Below are 23,472 nucleotides of genomic sequence, written 5' to 3' on the forward strand. Positions count from 1 at the left end.
ATCTATGATTAAATGATTATTCGTTCGTGTGTCCGGCGGTAAATTTAAGATCGTAAAGAGCTTGCATATACGCGATCTCATGACGGATTTTATCCTGTATGGCCATCTGTTCGGCATGGAGATCTCTCATCAATTCGGTGACCGATAAGACGCCGTTGGTCATTTTAGCTTCCGAAGCCTTCCGGATTGCCGTTTTCAGGCGAATGATCTCGTCGTCGTATTTCAATTGTTCGGCGCACTGTTTAATCTCTTTGTTTTTCCGGATCATATCTAACCGGGTATTGAACAGAAACAGTTCACGTTGTATCTCCGTTTGTCCGATATGGTTGCGGATCAGCTTCCGACGGTTCTTCAGCGTGTAAAAACGGCCGATGTTCCATTCGAATTTCATGCCGACAATGTAATAGGGAGCGAATCTATTCTCCAGCATATTCAGTCCGGGCTTTCCGTATCCTCCTGTCGCAAAAAGCGCAAATTTGGGAAATAGTCCGGCCGTAACAAGAGCATTCTCCGCTTCGTAATTTTTGATTTGTGCGTCATACAGGGATAATTCGGGACGGCTGACGGATGTTGCAACGGTGGGTAGAAGTACCGGCCTGACAAAATCTGTCGTTTCATCGGCTTCCATTCCGGTCAGATTCGCCAAGATAGCGATACAAGCGGCACGAACGCCGGCAAGCTCCGTAGCGTGCTGCTCCGCTTTCAACTGTTCCACGCGCACGACATGGAGGTCTGTTTCTTCGGATATGCCATGCTGCACACAAGCCTGCACGCGTTGATAGTTTCGTGCTAGTTCTTCCTGTAATAACTTGTTTTGATGCAGGCCGGCATCTGCCAGCAAGACCCCGAAAAAGGCAGTATTGACCTGCTGATACAACGCATAAAGTCCAACCGCTACACGTCTCTTCTCCACCTGCGCCGCCGTACGTACACTTTCTTTTCCCGACTTTATTTCGCCTCCATCCCAAAGAACCTGCAGCGCATCGAGCGAAAGTGCATATTGATCTTTGCTGAGCGCCGGTATATCCAATCCCGGTATTCCCCATTGAGACGCATCGAACGGAAGACGGGTGACCTCCGAACGGTACGAAGCGTTACCCGAAATCTTCACCTGCGGCAAATAGCCTTTTCCGGCATTGGCCAGCCGGGATACTTCGGCCTCTTCAATCTGTACGTACTGCTTGACCAGCGGATAGTGCTCCTGCGCCCGTCGCTGACATTCTTCGATCGTGACCTGAGCGAAACCACAAAGACCGTTCGTCAATATCAGGGTGACCATGATCATCTTTTTCATAACCGTTGTATTAATTCATTTATTTAATTTCTTAGTTAATTCGCGTATAAAATGAAAGGATCGACCATGAGAACCGGAGTTCGGATCAATCCCTCAACAAATTAATTTTTCAGACGAGCCAAGATGGTTCGCGACACTTCTTCTTTCCGTTGGTCGAGCAACGCATGAAATTCCTCTTCCGACAATTCCCATACATTCCGAAAGATGGGAGCAATGAGAAACGGTGCTATATTCAACGATAAGACGGTAAACAGCAAGTCTATCGTTGAGATCGGGCGGATTGTCCCTTTCTCGATTTCTTTCTTCAGTTCCGCTTCCATCGGAATAATAACCGTTTGTAATGCTTTCTTAAACTTCTGGATCAGAAATGTCATGTTTTCTGATGAGTTGTTCAGCCCTTCGTTAAGCGAGAACGCCGGAAGCTGCGGGTTCTGTTTCAAGAACTCGAAATGTACGCTGATCAAGTTCAGGATCTTTTCTTCAAACGGAGCATCAGACGAAGTAGTGATTAGCAGATTCGAAAGCATCTGTTCGATCTTCTCCTCGTAGATTTTTTCGAAAAGGAGCTCTTTCGTCCGGTAATAGTAATGTACCAGCGCTTGATTGCATCCCGCCTCTTCGGCTATCTGCGCCATCTTGGTACGGATAAATCCCTGTTCCAAAAACAGTTTTTCGGCTGCTTTCAGAATCTTGTACTCCATGTTTTCTTCTTTTGGCTTCATACTAATCAGATGATTTAATCGCAAAATTAAATCATGCAATGAATCCAACAAAAGGAATCAGTGTTTTTTTTGTTTTTTTTAACAGAGATCGGCGTTGCTCAACTTTCTCGGTAAGGTCTTTCAGACGATTGAACGCTTTACGGTATCAGATTTAGATTTTCCTGATCCGTATGTTTCGGACAAAATGATGCTCGCCTTTTTCAAGAATCAGATCGGCACGGAAGCGGGTAGGAAGGATGTGTTGCTCAAGATTGGGGCGGTTAATCTCTTCCCAGACCCTGACAGCGAGTTGCCTTAGAGTCTCTTCATCGTATGAGGCGTACTGATGGAAATATGAGTCGGGATTGGCGAAAGCAGAGGTCTGCAACTTCTTGAATCGTTCGATATACCATTGTCTGATATCTTTTTCACTGGCATCGACATAGATGGAATAGTCGAAAAAATCGGATACGAAGACGCGCCGGCACGGTTGGGTGTTCAAGGTCACCTGCAACGCGTTAATCCCTTCGATTATCAGGATATCGGGCTTCCGGATACGACATACTTCTCCAGGGATAATATCGTAATAAAGATGAGAATAGACCGGCGCTTCGAGTATTTCGCGTCCCGACTTTGCACCAGCCAGAAACGCCAATAGCCTCTTGGCGTCGTAGCTCTCGGGAAATCCTTTTTTATGTAACAGTCCTCGTTTTTCGAGTTCGGCGTTGGAATAGAGAAATCCGTCGGTGGTGACAAGCTCCACTTCCGGCTTTTCAGGAAGCATGGACAGCAGCTTTTGTAAAACTTTAGCCGTCGTGCTTTTTCCTACCGCCACGCTTCCGGCAATCCCAATGATGTAAGGAACCTGACGGCCGGGATTCTTGAAAAAGTCCTCACGTTCTTTGTGCAGGTGACGATAATGCGTAATATGAATCTGCAATAAACGGATCAGCGGCATATAAATATCCTCTACCTCGGCGATCGTAAGCGGCTCGTTCAAGGCTTGCAACTGCGTTAAATCCATATCGGCAACCGGAAACTGGGGATGTTCTTCCAGCTGTTTCCATTCTTCGCGCGTAAAACTGCGGAAAGGTGAAAAGGTCGCGTCGTAAGTCTTCCGATTCATACACGTTATTATTGTTTAAGTCGCAAAGATAAGGTTCTTTTCTTTCGGGATACCGGTTTTTGTGAAAAATATGCCGAAGACAAGAAATAAAAGCGCCTTATCGTCAACCCCGATAATCCCGTTCGCTCCTTGACAACCGAACAGATACAAAACATCTTCAAATGTTTGAGTTACTTTCGAGCAAGGCCGCACGAAAGGTGATTGACGAAAGCGGATACGTAGCTGTTCTTTAAGAGACCTACAGCGGCCAAGAAGAACAATTTAAAATAGAAACAAGCGTCTCAATCCTTTTTATCCGCCGATGCGGAATGTCCGTTTTTTCGTACCTTTCCTCTAAAAGGTATTTTTGAGATTCCGTACACTGTTGCACGGCAGCTTCCGGCCTGCCCATCCCCGGACGACCTCATCATCAAGGTTATAAACGCAGAGCTCGTACTGTAGCAGTTGCCGGATGCGTCCGGGCGAAACGAAGCTGCCACAAACCGAATCCTTCAACATGCACTCCGCAATCCACCGGGCATCCTTCACGTATCTGACGCAACTCCGGAGTAAACGCTTCATCAGTTTTTTCTAAAATGACAGTAAAACTTTGACTAAGAACACGCAGGAGGCGACAGGAAACAGAGTGTCAGCCTTGTCTTTTTATCCTGCCGGTGTAAAATCTCGGAGATTTTATCTAAATTTGCCTGAAAATAACAGTGAACTTATGAACAAATATAGAATCTTACTGATGGGAGCAGCGCTTTCCATCTTCCTGACAAGTTGCGGAGCCCGACAAACCAAAGAAGCTACCACAGAGAACAACGCTACGGCAGACACGACGGAAATTACGCAACTGTCGGAACTTACCGAAGAATTAACGCTTAACGACTCGGACGAAGACATTCAGGTCTTTACGATGAAAATCGGCAACGACCCTCAGAAAAGTCACCTCACCGCATCGTTCCCGGTTACGAAATACGCCTTTATCAATGAGCACGAACGCAATTTCTCGCAGCAGTTTATCGATGAGTTCAAGAGCGAAGCCGCTAATTTCGGCAACGATGCCACTTCGGCGGCGGACTTCAACCAGCATTTTGAGATCAAACATCGCTCGGACGAACTGATGGTCTTCCTTTATACCCGCAGCAAGTCGTTGGGAAATAATTACGAAGATACCTTTATCGCCTCCATGTTCGACCTCAAAAGCGGAAAACGCATATCGGTCGCCGAACTTTTTGAAAGCCCGGAATCTTTCGAAGCTTTTGCCACGGATATGCGGGAGATGGCGGCAAAGGCCGTTCGCCAAAAGCTGAACGAAAGTGACAATTTCGCCAATCAGCAGGAGCGTGAAACGGTGTGGATGGAGATGTTGCCCGGCATTGACGAAGGTACCGCAGCGAACGAAGAGAATTACGACGCTCTCTTTTTCGATGAGAACAAGGAGTGGTACGTTATCTTCGACAAATATCAAATTGCCAGCGGTGCGATGGGCTCGTTTACCGTAAAGATACCGCAGTCGGTAATCGGCAAATACCTGAATCGGAAGTTTGCGACGCTTTTTGCACAGTCAAAACAGGCAGACGAGGCCCTTGCTCCCGTTGCTCCGGCAACTCCTTCGCGTCCGCAAGCCCGCCCTGCGGAGCAAGACCCGCAAGCTCCCTGTGTAGCCCTTACCTTCGACGACGGTCCGTCGGTCTATACTTCCCGCCTGCTCGACATCCTCCGGGAGGAGAACGTAAAAGCGACATTCTTCATCCTCGGCAAGTCGGCCGCCGTACAGAAACAAACCCTGCGGCGCATGGCCGAAGAGGGGCACAACATCGGCAACCATTCCTACGACCATAAGAATTTTGCCAAAATATCGCTCGACGAAGCCCGCCGTCAGATAACGCTCACCGACGACATCACTCAGGAGATTACGGGCAGTAAACCGACCTATTTCCGCTTCCCCTACGGAGCCTTCACCAACGATAAACTGACGCTCGTCAATCGTCCCGTTATCGGTTGGAACATCGACCCGCTCGACTGGAAATACCGCGATGCCGAAAGGGTGGCTGCGGAAATGTCGAAAGCATCTCCCAATGCGATCATTCTGGCGCACGACATCCATAAAACGACCGTCGAGGCCATCCCGCAAGTCATCCGCAACCTCAAAGCCAAAGGCTACCGCATCGTAACGCTCGACGAACTGTTTGCCGGCAAATCCATCCAAAACAATAAGGTGTACAGCAGCGGAAAATAAGTGTAAACGGCAAACATGGAAAAATGAAAGCACTTATTTTAGCATTGTCAGTTATTGCAATAAATAATGTGTGTGGACAAAGGGGAAATAAAAAAATGGAAGAATGATATGAATAAGTGGATTAAAAGTAAATAACTGGGAAATTGTTTCCCCCACATGGGAAATTTCTTCCCCCATGTGGGAAATGTTTTCCCCCACGTGGGATATTGTTTCCCCTACATGGGAAATGCCTTCCCCCGCATGGAAAACATTCCGTCCTGTGTGAGAGGGGCTTTGTCCGGAATCGAAATGCTATTCGGCAAGATATAATCAACCTTATCAATCCAACATCAGCGACATAAAAAGACGCTGCAAGTCGGAGGGTTGAAGCGTTTCGTCAAGCGGGCAGGCAAGTCCGTAAGGCCGCGCAGGAAGGTCTGCTGAATGCGGTACGCGCACAAAAGCCGTCTGTGCACGATGACGATGCAAAATATACCGTATCAACGCATCCTTAACGGCCGGATCGTCGTACAAAATCTCTTTGATCAAAACATCCGTAGAGGATTCGGGAGCTTCGAACGCCATGCCAACAGGGCACTCCCCATCGAGAGCCACCCAGACATGACCGCCATCGGCAAGGCAGTCGAGGCGGATCGTTTCGAAATCGGCAGCATCGTGAAGAACGGCACATCGGCGGCGCTGCTGGGCAAGATCGAAATATGCGTCATACGTTTTTTCGGGACAAGGTACGATTCGACAGGTATCCGTCTGCTCCATCCGGTCGGGCACATATTGCTCTACACCCACGTTAATTGGCACCGTATATCCGTAGCGTCTGTAAACCTCAAACAGCCAAGGTTCGGCGGGGATAAGCACCGACAGGGCAAACCCTCGTTTCCGCATCACACGTATCGCTTCCTGCATCAGGGTTTTCATATATCCTTTGCCTCGTGCCGAAGGATGCGTACAGACCCCGCACACATATGCACAAGGCAGAATGGCAGACTCGATCTTCACCTCATACGGAACAGTCTGCAACATGGCGACGACTCCCTTACCCTCCTGTTCGATGACGAATGTATTTTCCGGCTGATAAACCCGATCGAAGAACATCCGCACGTATTCGTCCGAATCGTGAAAGACCGTTTGCCAAAGGATTTCCAACGACCTTCGCCTGTCGGTTAACTTCATCGCCTTTTGATTGCCCCGTTCTTTTCGAGCAGGATCACCGGATTGTACGACAGCTTTGACTGACGCAGCCCCGGAATGCCCAAATCTTCCTCACGGTTGATGTAAATGTATTGTTCGGGAATATGCGAAACAAATTCCTGATTGATGAGGCTGAAAATGCCCTCGTAGTTCGTATCTGCCTTTTCGACATGCACTCCGAAGGTCTGATAATTAATCGGCGAGCCGTACGTAAATGCCACGATTTCCCCCTCAACCACAATCGCACCTCCGAGCAGCCCCAACTCTTTGAAATGGTGCATGGCAAACGTCATGGAACGATGCTCGTTCGAGAGTTCGTCCGTATTTTCCCCATTCTCGTTCGCCCGTACCCACCTCCGTTCAAGCGCCATACATTGCGGAACGATTTCGGACGTAATGGGGATATACGTATATTCATACTGCTTCTTGAATTTGTTGATATGATTACGTTTAGCCTGCCATTTCTTGCCTTTCAGCGTCTGAAGGTCTTCACGCAGATAGATATAGTCGAAATAGTCTCGCTCGGCAACGTATGCGAATTCGTTCGGAAACAGTTCTTCCAGCTTTTTCCGGGCTTCGGAAGTCACCCCGAGGATGAGCAGCGGATGTCCTTCTCCCATCATCTCGTAAGAATCTTTTTCGAGTGCTTCCACAGCCTGTCTTAAGTCCCCGTTCCCGACAGGGAACATATAGGCCATACGCTTCGGATCTTTCTCTTCGATATAAAAACGTATAAGCAGACATCCTTCGAAAACAGCATATTCGCTTTCGTACAGAAACCTCCAGCTGCACATGTTCGAAAAGGCGAAATCGCAGTTCTGATACGCGGAAGGATAGGTAAAAGACGTTATAAGCTCTTTGTCCTCAATACAGATCGGTTTAAATACCATATAAAGCAGTTACGGTTTATCAATACGGTCAGTCTATCGGCACATCCGTCCATACGCCTCCCACCAGTTCGCGCAGTGTTCGGAAGCCCACGGTGCGGAGCAACTCGACGGTTTCGTTGCGGCCATCGTTGACCAGATCGGGAAAATGGCAGTCGGAATTGACCATCACGGGGATATTCCACTCTTTCAACGCGCAATATGTATCGGCATGGGGATAAGTTTGTCCCTTCCGTTGCGCATTCTTACTGTTCACTTCGACTATCAGCCCTTTCTCGGCAATCAGATCGAGAAGCGCAAGGAAAGGCTTCCGGTAACGATCGGTATTTCGGTCGAATCCGGGATAACGACAGCCATTCATATAAACCTTATCGATATGCCCGACTACATCGAATCCACCCGTTTCGACCATCCGCATCGAGGTCTCGAAGAAGTCGGTCGTCAATCGACCGATATCCCCGCCATAATGCGTATCGACACTCGCCCTGAAATCTTCGTACGGTCCGTCGATACACACCATATTCGCTTCGGCCAACGGCTTTTGCCAAGGAAGGTAATGAAGCGACCCGATCCGATAGTCGAGCGGCAGTTCCTGAAAAAAAGGAATTGCAGCATGATACGTCTTGTCCAGATAATCAATTTCCAGACCGACATACAGTTCGATTTTCCCTTCATATTTCTTTTTCAGTCGGTCAATTTCGGCCAGATACTCGGGCATATCGTCCTTCGTCATATTCCAGCTTGTCTCGAACGGAAGAGGCGCATGTGAAGAAAAGCCGTACGCGCGAAAACCGCGCGCGACGGCAAACTTTACAAAATCTTCCGGATGACTGCGTCCGTCGCAAAAAGTACAGTGACTATGAAAGTTACTGTCCATCATAGGGATGATTCATTGTTTTCTTTCTCCGATCTGAAACTCATTATTTAATTACGTTCAGCGCTTTGCCCACCTTGATAAATGCAGCGATCGCCTTGTCGAGATGTTCTTTTTCGTGACCGGCCGACAGTTGAACCCGGATGCGCGCCTGCTCTTTCGGCACGACCGGATAATAAAATCCCGTCACGTATATACCCTCTTCCTGCATACGTTGCGCAAACACCTGCGACAGCTTCGCATCGTAAAGCATCACGGCACAGATAGCCGATTGCGTCGGTTTGATATCGAAGCCCGCCTGCAGCATGCTGTCGCGGAAGTAAGTCACGTTTTCGGCCAACTTCGTATGCAACGCGTCACTTTCTTTGAGCATCTTAAACATCTCGATGCTTGCTCCGACGATAGCCGGCGCCAGCGAATTGGAGAACAGATACGGACGCGAACGCTGACGCAGCAGGTCTATAATTTCTTTCCGACCGGTCGTAAAACCGCCCATGGCGCCTCCGAAAGCCTTACCAAGCGTGCCAGTGAAGATATCGATCCGGCCGTAAGCTCCGAACTGTTCGGCCACTCCGCGCCCTGTCGGCCCAACCACTCCTGCCGAGTGAGACTCGTCGACCATCACCAGCGCGTCATATTTCTCTGCCAGATCGCAAATCTTATCCATCGGCGCCACGTTGCCGTCCATCGAGAAGACTCCGTCGGTGGCGATGATGCGGAACCGCTGTGCCTGTGCTTCCTTCAGACAACGCTCAAGGTCGTCCATATCGGCATTGGCATAACGATAACGTTTGGCTTTGCAAAGACGCACACCGTCGATAATCGAGGCATGGTTCAGCGCATCCGAAATAATCGCGTCGTTTTCACCGAGCAACGGCTCGAAAAGCCCGCCGTTCGCGTCGAAACAAGAACTGTAAAGAATCGTATCTTCCGTTCTGAAATACTCGGATACCTCGGCTTCGAGCTGTTTATGCAAATCTTGCGTACCGCAGATGAAACGAACGGACGACATGCCGTACCCGCGATGATCCATCGCCTTTTTAGCCGCCTCGATAAGACGCGGATGATCTGATAGACCAAGATAATTGTTCGCGCAGAAGTTCAGCACTTCTTCTCCTTCATTCACCCGAATATCCGCTTTCTGGGGTGTCTTGATAATGCGTTCCTTTTTGTATAATCCCGCTGATTCGATATCAGCCAATTCCTGTTGCAGGAAAGATTGAAATTTTCCGTACATAAATGTTTGAAGTTTATGATCATTTTATTGCGACAAAAGTAGTCATTTTTTTAGAATACGGATTTTACTTCCCCGATATTTCCGTACCGAAAACATAAACCTGCGAGCAGCTCACCGGTACTCCTCAAAGCACATACAATACACTTACTTAAAACAAACTGCCAAGCAAAAAAACAACGACAATCGCTCCATCAACTTACTCGACTTTCACGGTTTATATTATTTTTGCAAAAAAAAATGAGGACGGCCGTGCAACGTTTCTTCCCGGAATTGCATCATGGAAGATGGATAACGGTTGCAAACGTTGTACCGAGAACAGAATGATGAACGAAGAACAACTGATTACAGGTTGTAGAAAAGGAGATCGGACGGCTCAGAAAGAGCTGTATGAATTATATTCCCCCCGAATGCTGGGTGTCTGTCTGCGCTACATCGGCGACAGGGAGACGGCACGCGATGTATTGCAGGACGGTTTTGTCAAAGTCTTTTCATCTTTCGGGGGATATAAGGGAGAAGGCCCTTTGGGAGCATGGATACGCCGGATATTCGTCAACGAATCGCTGGAACATCTGCGCAGAACGAACATTCACCGCAACACGGTCGATATCGAAAGCATCGCAGACTATTCGACGAACGAAGAAACGGCTGTTTCAAAACTCTCGGCCGACGACCTGATGCACTTGATCCAAAGCCTCCCGGACAGTCTGCGTGCGGTATTCAACCTTTTTGCTATCGAAGGATATTCGCATAGAGAAATAGCCGGGATGTTACACATTGAAGAGAGTACGTCGCGTTCGCAATATATGCGGGCACGGCGTTGGTTACAGAACAGAATAAAATAGGAAAAAGAGGAGAAATAAATAGATGGAAAAGCGGGATAAATGGGAAGAAGCGATCCGTGCGAAACTGGAGCACTTTGAGACAAAGCCGGATCCGGGCGACTGGGAGGCCATTGCCAACCGTCTGTCGGATAAAGCTCCGGTTGTCAGGATGAAAAAGCGACGGTGGGTTTACCGGGCTGCCGCCGCTGTCGTATCACTGCTGCTACTTGGCGGTGGCTACCGGTTGTGGTTTCAGGGAAAGCAGGACGCGGTGATCGCAGAGGTTCAGGAAAGTGATGTTCGGGACATAGCCGCATCGCAGGAAAAGCCGCAAACAGACAAGGCCGATGGGCAGGCCGCGACAGAGAGGACGGATGAAAATCCGGTGTCGACGGCCGCCCACCGGCCATCACCTGTGCGTAAAGACAAAGACCTGACCGCACGAACAACGTATACCGCGCCCCAAGAAAACTCCCCAAGCCTCTATCCCACACCTGAAAAAAATGAAAAAGCCCCCGAAACGACATCGACAGAATCGACAGAGGAATATGCAGAAGAAGAGCGACCGAATACCGTACAGGATCATCGACCGGAGGATACACCGGCACAGAATGCCGCATCCGAAAACCGACAGAGTGACAATGAACGGCCGTTAATCGCGGATGCTTCTCCCCGGCCATCACACCGCACAGCCGCAAAACGCCGTTGGGGATTCGGGATGGGAGGCGGAAGTTTTTCGACCGGTAGTTATGCCACCGCTGACGGAGCAAATTTTTTCGCGAATAGTATCATGAATCGTGATCTGCCTGCTTATTCGGAACTAAAATCCTTTGATCACGCCGAGAAGATGAACAAGATCGATGTGTCGCATAAGCGGCCGCTCTCGTTCGGAGTGGGTGTCAGCTACCGACTCTCCGACCGGTGGGCGCTGCAAAGCGGCGTGACCTACACATACATGACATCGACTTGGCGCACAGAAGCCATTCGGCAAGGGAAGGCCAAACAAAGGCTGCACTTTGTCGGGCTTCCTCTGGGCGTAAATTATAAGATTGCCGAATGGCAGCGTGTACGCTTTTATGCGGGTGCCGGCGCCATGGTCGAGTGGAACGTGGCCGGTAGCATTGATACCGATTATTATTACGGAAACGAGATGGTTAATACACTACATGCCTCGGTTCGGATGAAAGAATGGCAATGGTCGGTCAATGCGCGTACGGGAGCAAGTTATCCTTTACTCCGCTATCTGAGCGCCTACGTCGAAGGCAATGCGAATTATTACTTCGATAACGGAAGTGCGATAGAGACGATTCGTTCGGAGAAACCTTTTTACGTATCTTTGCAAGCCGGAGTTCGGATAGGATTCTAAAGAGAGAAAGAAGAATAAGTGTAATAAATACAATGTTTTATTAATCAGATGAGAACAAAAAGAAAGATGAGACAATTTAGTTGGTGCGCTGCGGCTTTGGCAGCGACAGTGATGTTAACATCCTGTCTGGATGGAGGAAGTAACAGTCAGTCGGGTACAACTGTGGGAGTCGTACGGCTTGATACGAAAACGATGAAACATGTATTGGATAACTCTACGCCTATCGGGCCGTTTTATTCGCCGTCTTTTAAAAATGTGAAAGAAGGAGCATGTATTATTGCGAGTTTCGACTTAAACTATGATGCTCCGGAAAATGCGTCGAACGTCGTTAAAACAAACGGATACTATACCGTAGTCGTCAGAGAGAAGGCTGAACTTGACCAATACATGATCATGAAATTTACAGATACCGGAGCGCCGGACACGGCCAAGATGCTGGAAAAAGAAGTAGCGCTCGCAAACCCGAACTATCAGATACTGGGCTATGTAAAAGGTTATCTATTCGTTGGGCATGCGCTAAAACAGCCTGAAGATCAAAGAAATTACTGGTTTCTGACATACAATGCGGACAACATGGTAAAGGAAGAGAGCGGTGAACGAATCTACGATGTTTTCGTGCGTGCCAAGGTCAAGACGCCGGGTACCAAATCGGAAAAAGATATGATGGTAGCCAACGCTTATCAGATCAAAGACTATTTGGAGACGGCAGCCCGTGAGGAACAGAGCAAAGGTAACACTCGCTTTTATCTTCGTTTCAACTATGCGTCGTCTGTCAAAGACGGTAAGTTGACATGGGCGAAAGGTGAAAAAGTAGGGCCGTTTGAAGTGAAATTGATTCTGGATAAACAGAGAAGCTGATCAATATTGTTTTTGTAACTTTGAGGAAGTCCCGTCACGGATACGTCTGTGGCGGGATTTTGTATTTTTATCGGGGCGAGCGCAAAGAGAATAGTCATTTTTTTCTACCTTTGCCCATTCAATTCGGAAAAAGAGACCATATGTTTAAAGAAATATTCAATCGGCTGATCGCCGTTATCTTCAAACCTTCGGAAGCATGGGAGGCGCTAAGCCGGAAAGAGGAAAGCTCTGAGACTTTTCTCTCGCGCTTTGTGTATCCTTTGTTCGGACTGATCGCGCTTTCAGCCTTTCTGGGCGTATTATTCACACGCAAAGAATTCGATTTCCAGATCGCCCTGAAATCATCGATTAAAATACTGGTCGCTTCGATGGGAGGTTTCTTCCTCGGCGCTTATTTGCTGAACGAACTGTGGCGCTCAGTCTTCAAGCAGCCGCGCGACATGAAACTCATCCAACGATTTGTCGGTTATTCGTCTTCGCTGATGTTTGTTCTCCTTATCCTACTGGCACTCTTGCCGGAATTTATCTTTTTGTGGATGTTTATCCTCTACACTTTCTATATCGTGTGGATGGGAGCACACCCATATATGAAAGTGAAAGAAGAAGAACAAATGAAATTTACAATACTGGCTTCGGTCATCATTGTTGGAACACCGTTTCTAATTGACCGACTGCTGTTTCTGCTTATGCCGGGGCTCCGGTTTTAAACATGACATACCATGGCCAAGGAAAAGTTAAGTAACAACATACTGATCAAAAACAAACGGGCAACGTTCGATTACGAACTGCTCGAAACATTTACGGCCGGCATCGTACTGACCGGCACGGAGATCAAATCTCTCCGTCTGGGAAAAGCGAGTCTGGTCGACACGTATTGCTACGTCGAACGAGGCGAAGTATGGGTCAAGAACATGAATATCACGGAATACTTCTACGGCACGTACAATAACCACGTGGCTCGTCGCGATCGCAAGCTGCTGCTGAACAAGAAAGAGATTCGCAAGATTCAAGCAGCCGCAAAAGATAACGGCTTTACGATCATCCCTACCCGGCTTTTTATCAACGACCGGGGGCTGGCCAAGGTGGTCATCGCCATTGCTAAGGGAAAAAAGGAATACGACAAGCGCCAATCCATCAAGGAGCGCGACGATAAACGCGAGATGAGCCGGGTGTTTATGAAGTAATGTATGGAAACGGTCGGGCAAAGAATAGGGAGGTGCATCAGGTCGGCCGTGCCCAAAGCGTGCCGAACCTGCTTCTGGCTGCTGAAAATCATTCTGCCCGTATCTCTGCTTGTGCGGCTGCTCCAATATTCGGGTATACTGGCACAAGTATCGGTCTTCCTTGAACCGGCTTTTTCTTTTATCGGCCTGCCGGGCGAAACGGCCATCATCTTCCTGACAAGTGTTTTCACTCCGTTATACGCACCGATGACCCTGATTGCTTCCATGCCTTTGACCGTCCGCGAAGTTACCCTGATTGCACTGATGTGCCTTGTTTCACACAATCTTTTGGTCGAATGCGCCGTACAAGGTAAGACCGGATCATCGTTCGTGGGGATGTTTGCGCTGCGTGTGGTGATGAGCTTTGTCATCGCATTCGCCGTACATCGCATCATGCCGTATGAAGGATATGACACGATCGTCGGCTCAGCTGCCGATACCGATGTATGTACCTCATTGGCCGACGTGTTCATACTCTGGCTCAAAAGTTCGCTTTCGATCACCCTCTTATGCTTCGTGATTGTCTCGGCATTGATGATCTTGCATTACCTCCTCGAAGAGTTCCGGTTGCTGAAAAGCCTGTCGAAAGCAATGACTCCTGTAATGATGTTTTTCGGGCTTCCACGCAACTGTTCGTTTCTGTGGCTCGTAGGTAACATCGTGGGGTTAAGCTATGGCAGCGCTATTATGATGGAGCAGTTAGAGGCGAATAAGATTTCGCGCCGTGATGGTAACCTGCTTAACTATCATCTGGCTATTTCACACTCTCAGCTTGAAGACACCCTGATCTTCGCAGCAATCGGTGCCCCGTTTCTATGGGTCATGCTGACGCGCATGGTCTTCGCGCTTCTCGTTGTATGGATCAAACGCCTGCTCACCCGTCTTCCCCGCTATCATTACGCAGATTTACCCATCAAAAAATAAACGGATGAAGAAAGACAGAAAAGAAAGAATAACACCCGAATGGATTCATTCTTTGAAAGAAAGCGAAATCTTTGTATTTGGCAGCAACCTGCAGGGTATACATGCCGGTGGTGCGGCACGTATTGCCACGGAGAAGTTCGGTGCCATCCGGGGACAAGGCGTCGGATTACAAGGTCAAAGCTACGCCATCCCAACCATGCAGGGAGGTGTGGAGACCATCCAACCGTATGTTGATGAATTTGTCACTTTTGCCCAAGCGCACCCGGAACTGACTTTTCTTGTGACACCTGTCGGATGCGGTATCGCAGGATTCACAGCCGAAGAAATTGCGCCTTTGTTCCGAAAGGCGATCGATATCCTGAATATTTGGTTGCCCGCAGTCTTCTGGTAAGTGCTGGACACGGATGCTTAAAAATTGGTTATGCGTTCATAAAAAGCACAGAATCCTCCGAACACGATTTAAGTCGGAGAGAAATGAAAAAAGAAAAAGATACACAGTATAAACACAATCTAAATTGAAAAATAATGAAAAAGAAATGGAATGTTTTATTTATATGGGCAACCTTGATGTTGAATGGAATATCAGCAGATGCCCACAATGCGAAATACTATATGTATATTCCCAATAAACAGAATATTCCGGTTGGCGTTACGGTACCAACGGCTTTCGGTTTCGTCTTCATCCTAAAGTCAGACAAACATCCGGACTTTGCCGCAGCAATCAATCGCTATTATCCGACGGCCTTCGAGCAAGCCTTCCCCGATGCAGTAACAGACTGGCTGAGGGATGTCTACCAAATAAAATGTGATAGCGTCTATATGGAAAGTGACGGATTGCACTCTGACAATCAGAAAAAAAACAAATACTCTATGCCATTCGACCGGATGATTACATCCCGTTTTAAAAATATCGTACCACTGATTACAAAATTAGGGACTCCACGTATCCCCGAAGATCCGACGGAGATAGAGGGGTTCTATTTCCCTCTGCTGAACGAAACAAACCGATGGAACAACTTGAAAGAACGACACGAAGAAGGAAAGTGGACATACATATACCAATTGGAAGGCGATACGCTTATTGACGGACGGAAATACCGAAAACTTTATCATACAGTTGATAAACAAGCGAAAAATTGGCATAAACGAGGATATTTGTACGAAGATATCGGACAAAAAAAAGTATGGTACCGCCCGGCATGGGGAGATCGGGATGGACTACTGTACCATTTCGATGTAACTGAAAAAGATACTTTTTATACGATGGGAAGAATATTCTATTCACCGAAAACTCCTAATACAATGGATTGGAATTACGACTCCATCCGCCACATTGTAAAAAAGGTGGATACGGTTAAAATCAGTCATAAGGATCATCGGCGAATAACCCTCGAATCAACTCTTATCACTCCATCAGGCTCGTATCATCGATCATTTGAAAACGTATGGATAGAAGGAATCGGCAGTACGAATGGGCTTTTCAGTCTATACGTGTATTTGCCTGGCTCTCCCGGCGAGGAATTGTTGGCTTTCTATCAGGACGATAAGCTGATTTATCAATCACCGAAATACGACAGGGTTTTTATCTGGGAAACAGTCGGAAACAAACTGATCAGGAACGATACGCAGGTATTCGTATTGCCCGATGGGCGTACTCTACATATCGGGGACGAAGGAACAAATCGTTCGGTGAGGGTATATTCCATGCATGGAACGGAAGTTTTCCGGCAAACTGTTGTGCCTTATACCACAACCCTTGCGCTACCTGCGATTCCCGCCGGTGTATATATCGTAACTGTCCGATCAGAAGGAAAAAGTATATCACAAAAAATAGTTGTAAAATAATATGCTTCTACAGATAAACAGAATCGAGCCTGGCTGTAGCGATATATCGGATCGCTAACGTACGTAGTGAATCATTGCATGTGAGGGAGGCGGCTACCATTGAAAAACTATGCCGTTTCCCCACAAAAAAACAACTCCCCACAAAAAAACAAGAAAAATGCGCAGGGATAAAAAAAAACGTTATCTTTGCGTTAACAAACATTCAAATGCTATGTATAATAAACTGAACGATACCATCACACGTCTAATGGGACTGCGCTACCGGTCACACCCATGGCACGGCATCGAAGTGGGAAAGGAAGCGCCGCAAATTGTCACGGCATTTATCGAAATGGTACCGACCGACACCGTCAAGTATGAGTTGGACAAAGTGAACGGGTTTCTCTGCATCGACCGCCCACAGCGTTATTCAAGCGTGGTGCCGGCGCTCTACGGATTCATCCCGCAAAGCTATTGTGGCGATTCGTTTGCCCAGCATTGTATGGAACAGATTAAACGCGAGAATATCTCCGGCGACCGCGATCCGCTCGACATCTGCATCCTGACCGAAAAAGATATCGCGCACGGCGATATCATCGCCTCGGCACGTCCCATTGGCGGACTGAGGATGTTGGACGGCTCGGAAGCCGACGATAAAATCATCGCCGTACTTAAAAACGACGCTACGTACAGCAATTACAACGACATCAGCGAACTGCCCAGCATCGTTACCGAGCGGCTCAAACACTACTTCCTGACGTATAAAGATATGCCCGGCGAAAAGAGAAGAGTCGAAATTACGCATACCTACGGGTGCGAGGAAGCTTACGAAGTCATCCGGTACTGCCTCAACGACTACAAAACTTTCCTCGAAGAGATGCACGATGTGCTGGGATAACAAAAAATAAACTCATGCAGAACACCGCCTTTACAGGCAATTGCGCAAGTATTTTACTTTTAAAAGAAACGATGATAATGAAACCTTCAAGTGATATCGGAACTCCGCCGAATGGCTCCGATTCTCGTCGAAAGTCGCCGCGAAGGTTGCCAAGACATCTGATTTTCGTCGAAAGTCGCCGCGAAAGTCTCGGAGACGTTCGATTTCCGTCGAAAGTCGCCGCGAAGGTCGCCGGAATGTTCGATTTTCGTCGAACGGTCTCCGCGAAGGTCGCCGGGATGTTCGATTCTCGTCGAAGGTTTCCGCTCCTCTCGCCCAAACTTCCGGCTGCCAACGGAAGTTTCCGCGAACTTTACGGACGCATCCATTCCGATCGGAACGGATGTCATATACAATGTTTATTTATTCACTTAATCCATTGAAACGATGTTACGTATCAATTACGGCAGGCTATCTACCAAAGTATTAGGCAATCTGAGCAATCGGGTTATCGCCGTGTCGTCGGTCTACGCTGCCACACTGCTCAAAGATAATCCACTGCTGGAAGTATTGAAAACGAACAATGACCATTATCAGCAAGTGCTGGTCAAGAACATCTACAGCGGGTTGGGCGATCCGGTGGCACAAGCAGATTTAGTGCGCGACCGGCTTTATCGTGCTTTCCGCCGGATGCTCCAGGGACTGACGGTGTTTTCCGATACGGCACGCGGACAGGCTGCACGGGCATTGCTGACGATTTTTGAGGAGTCGGGCGATGTCAACAATCTCTCGTATGCCGATCAGAATATCGTTATGCAGACCCTGCTCAAACGAATGGATCGGCCCGAGAACACGGTTCATCTGAACATACTCGGGCTATTGGACGAGTACACGGCATTGAAAAACGCACAGATGGCGTTCGAGAAAATCAGCGCCGAGCAGACGGATGCTAATTCGGCCTTGCGGCAGCAGGCTTCGGCATCGGGCATCCGCCGCAATCTGGAACGGTCTTTGCGTGATCTGTTCTCACTCGTTTCGGCCATGGAGAATGTGCCGGAATGGAGAGACCTTTATCACGATCTGAACGAGCTCATCAAAGAGGCGCGGCAAAGCAACCGCACCTTGAAGAAAGAAGGAGGCGACGGAGATCAAGAAGGTTTACAGCCATGAGAACGGAATAAGTAGTAGTAAATATGCGGAAAGAAATCATCTTCTTATCCGCATATTTTTTTGCAACGTAAAACAATAACAGTATTTTTTTAAACCAAACGTATTATTTAACAATTAAAATCGTAATGAAGAAAAAAAACGTAATGTGTTTATGGCGAGGATGGCTGCTTTGCGGTCTGTGGGCACTTTCCTCGAGTATCTATGCGCAAACGGCGACGGTGCGGGGCACGGTCACCGATGCCAATCGTGAGCCGGTGATCGGGGCCACAGTCATTGTACAAAACCAAACGTCGAACGGGACTGTCACTGACCTGGAGGGAAATTATGTGCTCAATGATGTACCTGCAAATGCCACTCTGCAATTTAGTTATGTGGGAATGCAGCCACAAAGCGTAGCAGTGAACGGTCGTCAAGTGATCGATGTCGTAATGCAAAACGACACGAAACTGCTGGAAGAAGTCGTTGTCGTAGGATACGGCGCCCAAAAGAAAGTCAACCTGACCGGCGCTGTATCTTCGGTCAACTCCGACGTGCTGCAAAATCGTACGACTCCGAACGTGGCCAACATGCTGGCCGGTCAGATGACTGGGGTAACGATCGTACAAAATACCGGACAACCCGGTGCCGATGCAGGCCTGCTGCGCGTACGCGGTATCGGTACTATCCGCGACAGTTACGACGATGCGGCAGCTTCAGCAATGGTCATTGTCGATGGAGTGGAATCATCCATGAACAGTGTCAACCCGAATGATATTGAAAGCATCTCCGTACTTAAAGATGCCGCCGCCTCGTCGATCTATGGAGTACGTGCTGCCAACGGCGTGATCCTGATTACCACACGGCGAGGAGCGCAAGGCAAAGCCAAGATATCATACGACAACTACGTTGGCTGGCAAAAAGCATTGCGATTACCGAAGTTCCTGAATGCGTATGATTTTGCTGTGCTTTTTAACGAAGCGAATACGAACGACGGCGCTGCTGCCCCTTATACAGACGAACAACTCAAGAAATTCAGAGATGGATCCGACCCTGACCACTATGCCGACAGTGATTGGCTGGGCACACTACTGAGCGAAAACGGAATGTTTCATAATCATTACATATCGATTTCGGGAGGAAGCGAAAGTGTGCGTTATTCCACCTCGTTCGGATATCACGACAAGAAAGGGCTGATCCCAAACACCTCGTACAATAAGTACGATGTACGTGCCAACCTTCATGCCGACCTAACACAGCGACTATCGCTCGGTCTGAATCTCTCGGCTTATCGCAGTCGATCTATTGAGCCGGCTGCCGGCATGCAGACGATTATGCATTATGCTTTCCGTGAAACACCGGTGACCCCTATCCAGTTTAAAAACGGGAACTACGGCCTGTTCAAGAACGAGCACAACTCAGTAGCTTATGCACGAAAAGGCGGAACTTCAACGGCTTACCGCACGAATATGCATGGAAACGTCTCTCTCAATTACCAACTCATTGATGGACTTACGCTCAGAGGAAATGCAGCCGTAACCTCTTACCTGATTGATATGCATGACTTCGAACATGCCATGCAATATTATACGGCTGACTCGGATAAGCCGATTCAGTCGAAGCAGAATTCGCTCACAAACGAAGATCATAAAAATTTCGAGGTCAACCTACAAGCCTATCTCGATTATAACAAGACTTTCGGCAAGCACACTCTGAGCGGATTACTGGGTTATTCGCAGCTATACAATAACTGGCGCGTGTTGAGAGCATCGCGAAAAAATCTGCCTTCGTCCAACCAACTCGATCAAATCAACGCCGGTGATGCCACAACACAACAAACAGCTGGTTATGAAACGGAATATGCACTGCGGTCTGTGTTCGGACGTATCAATTACAATTACGACAACCGCTACCTGATCGAGGCTAATCTACGATACGACGGCACTTCACGCTTCCCAAAAGACAAACGCTTCGGAGCTTTTCCGTCCGTATCGCTCGGATGGCGTCTTTCGGAAGAAGAATTCTTCCGTGCCGACTGGGTCGACAACTTGAAGTTACGAGCCTCATGGGGATTACTCGGCAACCAGGAAATCGGAAGCTACGCATTTTACGAGAAATACGTGTATGCCGAGAGTCGTTCCAGCCTCTCGCCTACTTACAGCTTCGGTAATATGCTGGCACCGGGTATCTCCATCTCCCGTACCATGGCCAACAAAAACATCACATGGGAAAAGACAAGCCAAATTAATGTGGGAGTCGATGCCGGATTCCTGAACGGCCAGCTGACGTTCTCGAGCGATTTCTTTGTCAAAGATACGCGAGACATTCTGCTGAACCTGCCTATCCCGAGAATTGCCGGAGTAAACCCGCCGATGCAGAATGCCGGAAAAGTGCGTAATATCGGATTTGAAACACAATTGGGATATAATGGGCAAGCAAATAAAGATTTCAAATATTATGCGAACTTCAACTTTAGCTACGTGCATAACGAAATCACTGACCTGCAAGGCGGAGATATCAAAGGAGGCCGATCAGTAGGTGACCCTGTATGGGCATACTATGGCTATGTATCCGACGGCATATTCCGTACCGAAGAAGAAATTAAAAATCATGCACGCCAAACGATGGGAACTCCTGTTCCGGGCGATCTGAAATACCGTGACATCAGCGGAAAAGACGGAAAGCCCGATAACGTAATCAATGCAAACGACCGGAAACTTATCGGCAGCTACTTCCCAAAAATCAATTACGGTCTGCGGTTAGGCTTCGAATATAAAAGTATCGACTTCTCAACTCTCTTACAAGGTGCCGCTGCTGTAGACGGACTGGTAAAAAAAGAGGTACGTTATGCTTTCTATAACAGTGGAAAGGTAACAGACAAACATCTTGATCGCTGGACACCGCAGAATCCGAACGGTTCTTTCCCTCGTCTGAGTATTAAAAACTCTGAAAAAAACCAGCCGAAAAACGAACTTTCTTCGTTCTGGGTACAAGATGCATCGTATCTGAAGATGCGTAATATTCAACTGGGTTACACATTACCGAATCATTGGCTGATAAAACAAGGTGTTTCCAAAGTCAGGTTATATTGCAGCATTGATAATGTCTTTACATTGACCCGATTCGAAGGTGCCGACCCCGAGTCACCGGCGGGAGATACAGGCGAAAGCGGTACATACTACCCGATGACGCGCAGCTATTCATTTGGACTGAATGTCTCATTCTAATTAAAAAGGAGGAATTAACTAATGAAAAAAATACATATAAACTACAAGAGTATATCTCTTGCATTGTGCCTGACACTTGGTTTGTCGGCATGTAACGACAGTTTTCTGGAACGGGCGCCCCGTGATGCCCAGTCGGATGCTTCTTTCTGGAAAACGGAAGAAGACGCGACCAAATTCCTGATTGGTACATTCCGTTATCTCGTACAAACGGAGAACCATACGATCATGACAGACTGCTATACGGATAATGCCGTTCCTGTACACGTTTTTGCTGAACAAGGAGCTCTCTCGGCAGGTACAGCTACTGCAAGTAATGCGCATTTCCTGCAATTATGGAATGATGCCTATTCGGGCATCCGACGTTGTCTGATATATAAAGAGAACATCGACAGAGTTACGATGTCGGCCGATGTTAAGCAGTCACTGACAGGCGAAATAAAGTTCCTTGAAGCGTTTTTCTACGCTACACTCGTAAAATACATGGGCGGCGTACCGATACTGGATCATCCGCTACAACTGAACGAAGCTGTTCCCGAACGTAAAACAGAGAAGGAAGTATATGCTTATATCTCCCGGTTACTCGACGAAGCAGCAGCCGTACTACCGATCAAGCGTGACAAATCGGCCTATGGACGTCCTACCAAAGGTGCTGCACTGGCACTGAAAGCACGCACCGCTTATTATTTCCACGACTATGCTGAAGCCGAGAAAGCGTGCAAAGAGGTGATTGATTTAAATGCATATAAGCTATATGATAACTATGAAAACTTGTTCCTGCCGGAGCATGAAAACAATGCCGAAGTTATCTTCGACCGACAGTATATGGAAAAGGCCCCTGACCGTAACCTCGGCAGTTTGATTGACCAGTTCTTTGCTCCTGTCGTGATGGGAGGATGGGAAGCTTTATCACCTACTCAAGATCTGGTAGATGCATATCCGTGTACCGATGGAAAATCAATCAAGGAATCACCGCTATATAATCCGGAAAAACCCTTCGAAAATCGTGATCCGCGTCTGACTGTTTCGATTCTTTGGGACGGACAAGAGATCGTCGATAAAAAGTATGTGGCTGAGAAGAAAGATGGACATTCTCGAACGGGATATACGATGCGTAAATACATCAACCCCAAAAACGACGGGCAAAACGAATACGGATGGACGAACTTCATCTTTATCCGCTATGCTGAAGTACTGCTAACATATGCTGAAGCACGCAACGAACAACTGGGCACTCCTGATGAGACAGTGTACGATGCGGTAAACAAAGTGCGGCAACGCGTAAAACTTCCGACTTTACCTGACGGATTGACAAAAGATCAGATGCGCGAAGCGATCCGTTTGGAACGTCGTCTGGAATTTACCTTTGAAGGAATGTACTTGTTCGACACCCGAAGCTGGAAAACGACCGAAGCTGCCGTAACTAAGCCGGTATACGGAAAAAGAAGTACGGACAGGGAACCAATGCTTATTGAGAAGCGGAAATTTAACCCTGAACGAGACTATCTGTGGGCAATACCACTTAGTGAAATCGATTTGTCGAGAGGAACTCTCAAACAAAATCCCGGGTATTGATCTTATTTTTTGTAATCAAAAAAACGAATAGCTTTATTAACTTGTATTTTGAGAGAGAGGGTGTGTCAAAACGCAATGTTTGGGCACACCCTCTTTAGGTGTG

The 23,472-nt window shown here is 47.7% G+C and carries 22 protein-coding genes; 13 read left to right on the forward strand and 9 right to left on the reverse strand.

Going from position 1 to position 23,472, the window contains the following annotated elements; translation table 11 throughout:
- Positions 1-16: 16 nt before the first annotated feature.
- The 4 genes from ACTTKA_RS00195 to ACTTKA_RS00210 form a co-directional block, all read right to left on the reverse strand.
- Positions 17-1,294 (reverse strand): TolC family protein, encoded by a 1,278-nt coding sequence (locus tag ACTTKA_RS00195; protein WP_442723518.1) that lies wholly within the window; start codon positions 1,292-1,294, stop codon positions 17-19.
- Positions 1,295-1,395: 101 nt separating this feature from the next.
- Entirely contained in the window at positions 1,396-2,016 is a 621-nt protein-coding gene (locus tag ACTTKA_RS00200) for a TetR/AcrR family transcriptional regulator (RefSeq protein WP_014225556.1), read from the reverse strand.
- Positions 2,017-2,167: 151 nt separating this feature from the next.
- The gene (gene coaA, locus ACTTKA_RS00205; RefSeq protein WP_014225555.1) at positions 2,168-3,121 is read right to left on the reverse strand and encodes a type I pantothenate kinase; all 954 of its coding nucleotides are present in this window, start codon (positions 3,119-3,121) and stop codon (positions 2,168-2,170) included.
- Between the two features lie 333 nt (positions 3,122-3,454).
- Complete coding sequence (locus tag ACTTKA_RS00210; RefSeq protein WP_442723519.1) at positions 3,455-3,682, reverse strand: hypothetical protein; 228 nt, start codon at positions 3,680-3,682, stop codon at positions 3,455-3,457.
- A 145-nt stretch (positions 3,683-3,827) separates the two neighbouring features.
- Between ACTTKA_RS00210 and ACTTKA_RS00215 the strand changes: the two genes are divergently transcribed.
- A complete protein-coding gene (locus ACTTKA_RS00215) occupies positions 3,828-5,345 on the forward strand; it encodes a polysaccharide deacetylase family protein (RefSeq protein ID WP_442723520.1) in 1,518 nt (505 codons plus the stop codon).
- A 318-nt stretch (positions 5,346-5,663) separates the two neighbouring features.
- Here the strand turns inward: ACTTKA_RS00215 and ACTTKA_RS00220 are convergent, their stop codons facing one another.
- From ACTTKA_RS00220 to kbl, 4 genes are read right to left on the reverse strand one after another with little or no spacing between them, the layout of a single operon-like run.
- On the reverse strand, positions 5,664-6,515 hold the full coding sequence (locus ACTTKA_RS00220) for a GNAT family N-acetyltransferase (protein WP_442723521.1): 852 nt from the start codon (positions 6,513-6,515) through the stop codon (positions 5,664-5,666).
- Complete coding sequence (locus tag ACTTKA_RS00225; protein ID WP_442723522.1) at positions 6,512-7,423, reverse strand: DUF2156 domain-containing protein; 912 nt, start codon at positions 7,421-7,423, stop codon at positions 6,512-6,514. The genes ACTTKA_RS00220 and ACTTKA_RS00225 overlap by 4 nt, the downstream gene beginning before the upstream one ends.
- Positions 7,424-7,451: 28 nt before the next feature.
- Positions 7,452-8,300, reverse strand: a complete 849-nt coding sequence (locus ACTTKA_RS00230; RefSeq protein ID WP_442723523.1) for a histidinol-phosphatase — start codon at positions 8,298-8,300, stop codon at positions 7,452-7,454.
- Between the two features lie 40 nt (positions 8,301-8,340).
- On the reverse strand, positions 8,341-9,531 hold the full coding sequence (kbl, locus tag ACTTKA_RS00235; RefSeq protein WP_442723524.1) for a glycine C-acetyltransferase: 1,191 nt from the start codon (positions 9,529-9,531) through the stop codon (positions 8,341-8,343).
- 323 nt (positions 9,532-9,854) lie between these two features.
- On the opposite strand from kbl, the gene ACTTKA_RS00240 reads away from it, so the two are divergent.
- The 9 genes from ACTTKA_RS00240 to ACTTKA_RS00280 all read left to right on the forward strand — a co-directional run bounded on the left by ACTTKA_RS00240 (position 9,855) and on the right by ACTTKA_RS00280 (position 17,445).
- On the forward strand, positions 9,855-10,373 hold the full coding sequence (locus tag ACTTKA_RS00240; protein ID WP_442723588.1) for an RNA polymerase sigma factor: 519 nt from the start codon (positions 9,855-9,857) through the stop codon (positions 10,371-10,373).
- 22 nt (positions 10,374-10,395) lie between these two features.
- Positions 10,396-11,718, forward strand: a complete 1,323-nt coding sequence (locus tag ACTTKA_RS00245) for a porin family protein (RefSeq protein ID WP_442723525.1) — start codon at positions 10,396-10,398, stop codon at positions 11,716-11,718.
- A gap of 66 nt (positions 11,719-11,784) precedes the next feature.
- A complete protein-coding gene (locus ACTTKA_RS00250; protein ID WP_442723526.1) occupies positions 11,785-12,576 on the forward strand; it encodes a hypothetical protein in 792 nt (263 codons plus the stop codon).
- Positions 12,577-12,716: 140 nt separating this feature from the next.
- Positions 12,717-13,283, forward strand: a complete 567-nt coding sequence (locus ACTTKA_RS00255) for a YIP1 family protein (RefSeq protein ID WP_442723527.1) — start codon at positions 12,717-12,719, stop codon at positions 13,281-13,283.
- A gap of 12 nt (positions 13,284-13,295) precedes the next feature.
- Positions 13,296-13,760: an SsrA-binding protein SmpB gene (smpB, locus tag ACTTKA_RS00260; protein WP_303184771.1), complete on the forward strand. Its 465-nt coding sequence runs from the start codon at positions 13,296-13,298 to the stop codon at positions 13,758-13,760.
- 3 nt (positions 13,761-13,763) lie between these two features.
- Entirely contained in the window at positions 13,764-14,723 is a 960-nt protein-coding gene (locus tag ACTTKA_RS00265) for a nucleoside recognition domain-containing protein (RefSeq protein ID WP_442723528.1), read from the forward strand.
- A 4-nt stretch (positions 14,724-14,727) separates the two neighbouring features.
- Positions 14,728-15,114 carry an A1S_2505 family phage non-structural protein gene (locus ACTTKA_RS00270; RefSeq protein ID WP_442723529.1) on the forward strand — a complete coding sequence of 129 codons (387 nt, stop codon included), beginning with the start codon at positions 14,728-14,730 and terminating at the stop codon, positions 15,112-15,114.
- Positions 15,115-15,248: 134 nt separating this feature from the next.
- Entirely contained in the window at positions 15,249-16,568 is a 1,320-nt protein-coding gene (locus tag ACTTKA_RS00275) for a T9SS type A sorting domain-containing protein (protein ID WP_442723530.1), read from the forward strand.
- 211 nt (positions 16,569-16,779) lie between these two features.
- Positions 16,780-17,445 (forward strand): inorganic pyrophosphatase, encoded by a 666-nt coding sequence (locus ACTTKA_RS00280; protein WP_442713187.1) that lies wholly within the window; start codon positions 16,780-16,782, stop codon positions 17,443-17,445.
- Between the two features lie 86 nt (positions 17,446-17,531).
- On the opposite strand, the gene ACTTKA_RS00285 is transcribed toward ACTTKA_RS00280, so the two are convergent.
- Positions 17,532-17,834 carry a hypothetical protein gene (locus ACTTKA_RS00285; protein ID WP_442723531.1) on the reverse strand — a complete coding sequence of 101 codons (303 nt, stop codon included), beginning with the start codon at positions 17,832-17,834 and terminating at the stop codon, positions 17,532-17,534.
- Between the two features lie 37 nt (positions 17,835-17,871).
- On the opposite strand from ACTTKA_RS00285, the gene ACTTKA_RS00290 reads away from it, so the two are divergent.
- From ACTTKA_RS00290 to ACTTKA_RS00300, 3 genes are all read left to right on the forward strand, one after another.
- Entirely contained in the window at positions 17,872-18,594 is a 723-nt protein-coding gene (locus ACTTKA_RS00290; protein WP_442723532.1) for a DUF6261 family protein, read from the forward strand.
- Between the two features lie 125 nt (positions 18,595-18,719).
- Positions 18,720-21,797, forward strand: a complete 3,078-nt coding sequence (locus tag ACTTKA_RS00295) for a SusC/RagA family TonB-linked outer membrane protein (protein WP_442723533.1) — start codon at positions 18,720-18,722, stop codon at positions 21,795-21,797.
- Positions 21,798-21,827: 30 nt separating this feature from the next.
- On the forward strand, positions 21,828-23,369 hold the full coding sequence (locus tag ACTTKA_RS00300; protein WP_442723589.1) for a RagB/SusD family nutrient uptake outer membrane protein: 1,542 nt from the start codon (positions 21,828-21,830) through the stop codon (positions 23,367-23,369).
- The last annotated feature ends 103 nt before the right edge of the window (positions 23,370-23,472 follow it).

Source organism: Tannerella sp. (genome assembly GCF_052170195.1).
Lineage (GTDB): Bacteria > Bacteroidota > Bacteroidia > Bacteroidales > Tannerellaceae > Tannerella.

What these genes read in the sequence shown, in the direction of transcription:
- ACTTKA_RS00195 (WP_442723518.1), bottom strand. Translation starts at nt 1,294, where the DNA reads ATGAAAAAGATGATCATGGTCACCCTGATATTGACGAACGGTCTTTGT.
- ACTTKA_RS00200 (WP_014225556.1), bottom strand. Translation starts at nt 2,016, where the DNA reads ATGAAGCCAAAAGAAGAAAACATGGAGTACAAGATTCTGAAAGCAGCC.
- coaA (WP_014225555.1), bottom strand. Translation starts at nt 3,121, where the DNA reads ATGAATCGGAAGACTTACGACGCGACCTTTTCACCTTTCCGCAGTTTT.
- ACTTKA_RS00210 (WP_442723519.1), bottom strand. Translation starts at nt 3,682, where the DNA reads ATGAAGCGTTTACTCCGGAGTTGCGTCAGATACGTGAAGGATGCCCGG.
- ACTTKA_RS00215 (WP_442723520.1), top strand. Translation starts at nt 3,828, where the DNA reads ATGAACAAATATAGAATCTTACTGATGGGAGCAGCGCTTTCCATCTTC.
- ACTTKA_RS00220 (WP_442723521.1), bottom strand. Translation starts at nt 6,515, where the DNA reads ATGAAGTTAACCGACAGGCGAAGGTCGTTGGAAATCCTTTGGCAAACG.
- ACTTKA_RS00225 (WP_442723522.1), bottom strand. Translation starts at nt 7,423, where the DNA reads ATGGTATTTAAACCGATCTGTATTGAGGACAAAGAGCTTATAACGTCT.
- ACTTKA_RS00230 (WP_442723523.1), bottom strand. Translation starts at nt 8,300, where the DNA reads ATGATGGACAGTAACTTTCATAGTCACTGTACTTTTTGCGACGGACGC.
- kbl (WP_442723524.1), bottom strand. Translation starts at nt 9,531, where the DNA reads ATGTACGGAAAATTTCAATCTTTCCTGCAACAGGAATTGGCTGATATC.
- ACTTKA_RS00240 (WP_442723588.1), top strand. Translation starts at nt 9,855, where the DNA reads ATGAACGAAGAACAACTGATTACAGGTTGTAGAAAAGGAGATCGGACG.
- ACTTKA_RS00245 (WP_442723525.1), top strand. Translation starts at nt 10,396, where the DNA reads ATGGAAAAGCGGGATAAATGGGAAGAAGCGATCCGTGCGAAACTGGAG.
- ACTTKA_RS00250 (WP_442723526.1), top strand. Translation starts at nt 11,785, where the DNA reads ATGAGACAATTTAGTTGGTGCGCTGCGGCTTTGGCAGCGACAGTGATG.
- ACTTKA_RS00255 (WP_442723527.1), top strand. Translation starts at nt 12,717, where the DNA reads ATGTTTAAAGAAATATTCAATCGGCTGATCGCCGTTATCTTCAAACCT.
- smpB (WP_303184771.1), top strand. Translation starts at nt 13,296, where the DNA reads ATGGCCAAGGAAAAGTTAAGTAACAACATACTGATCAAAAACAAACGG.
- ACTTKA_RS00265 (WP_442723528.1), top strand. Translation starts at nt 13,764, where the DNA reads ATGGAAACGGTCGGGCAAAGAATAGGGAGGTGCATCAGGTCGGCCGTG.
- ACTTKA_RS00270 (WP_442723529.1), top strand. Translation starts at nt 14,728, where the DNA reads ATGAAGAAAGACAGAAAAGAAAGAATAACACCCGAATGGATTCATTCT.
- ACTTKA_RS00275 (WP_442723530.1), top strand. Translation starts at nt 15,249, where the DNA reads ATGAAAAAGAAATGGAATGTTTTATTTATATGGGCAACCTTGATGTTG.
- ACTTKA_RS00280 (WP_442713187.1), top strand. Translation starts at nt 16,780, where the DNA reads ATGTATAATAAACTGAACGATACCATCACACGTCTAATGGGACTGCGC.
- ACTTKA_RS00285 (WP_442723531.1), bottom strand. Translation starts at nt 17,834, where the DNA reads ATGACATCCGTTCCGATCGGAATGGATGCGTCCGTAAAGTTCGCGGAA.
- ACTTKA_RS00290 (WP_442723532.1), top strand. Translation starts at nt 17,872, where the DNA reads ATGTTACGTATCAATTACGGCAGGCTATCTACCAAAGTATTAGGCAAT.
- ACTTKA_RS00295 (WP_442723533.1), top strand. Translation starts at nt 18,720, where the DNA reads ATGAAGAAAAAAAACGTAATGTGTTTATGGCGAGGATGGCTGCTTTGC.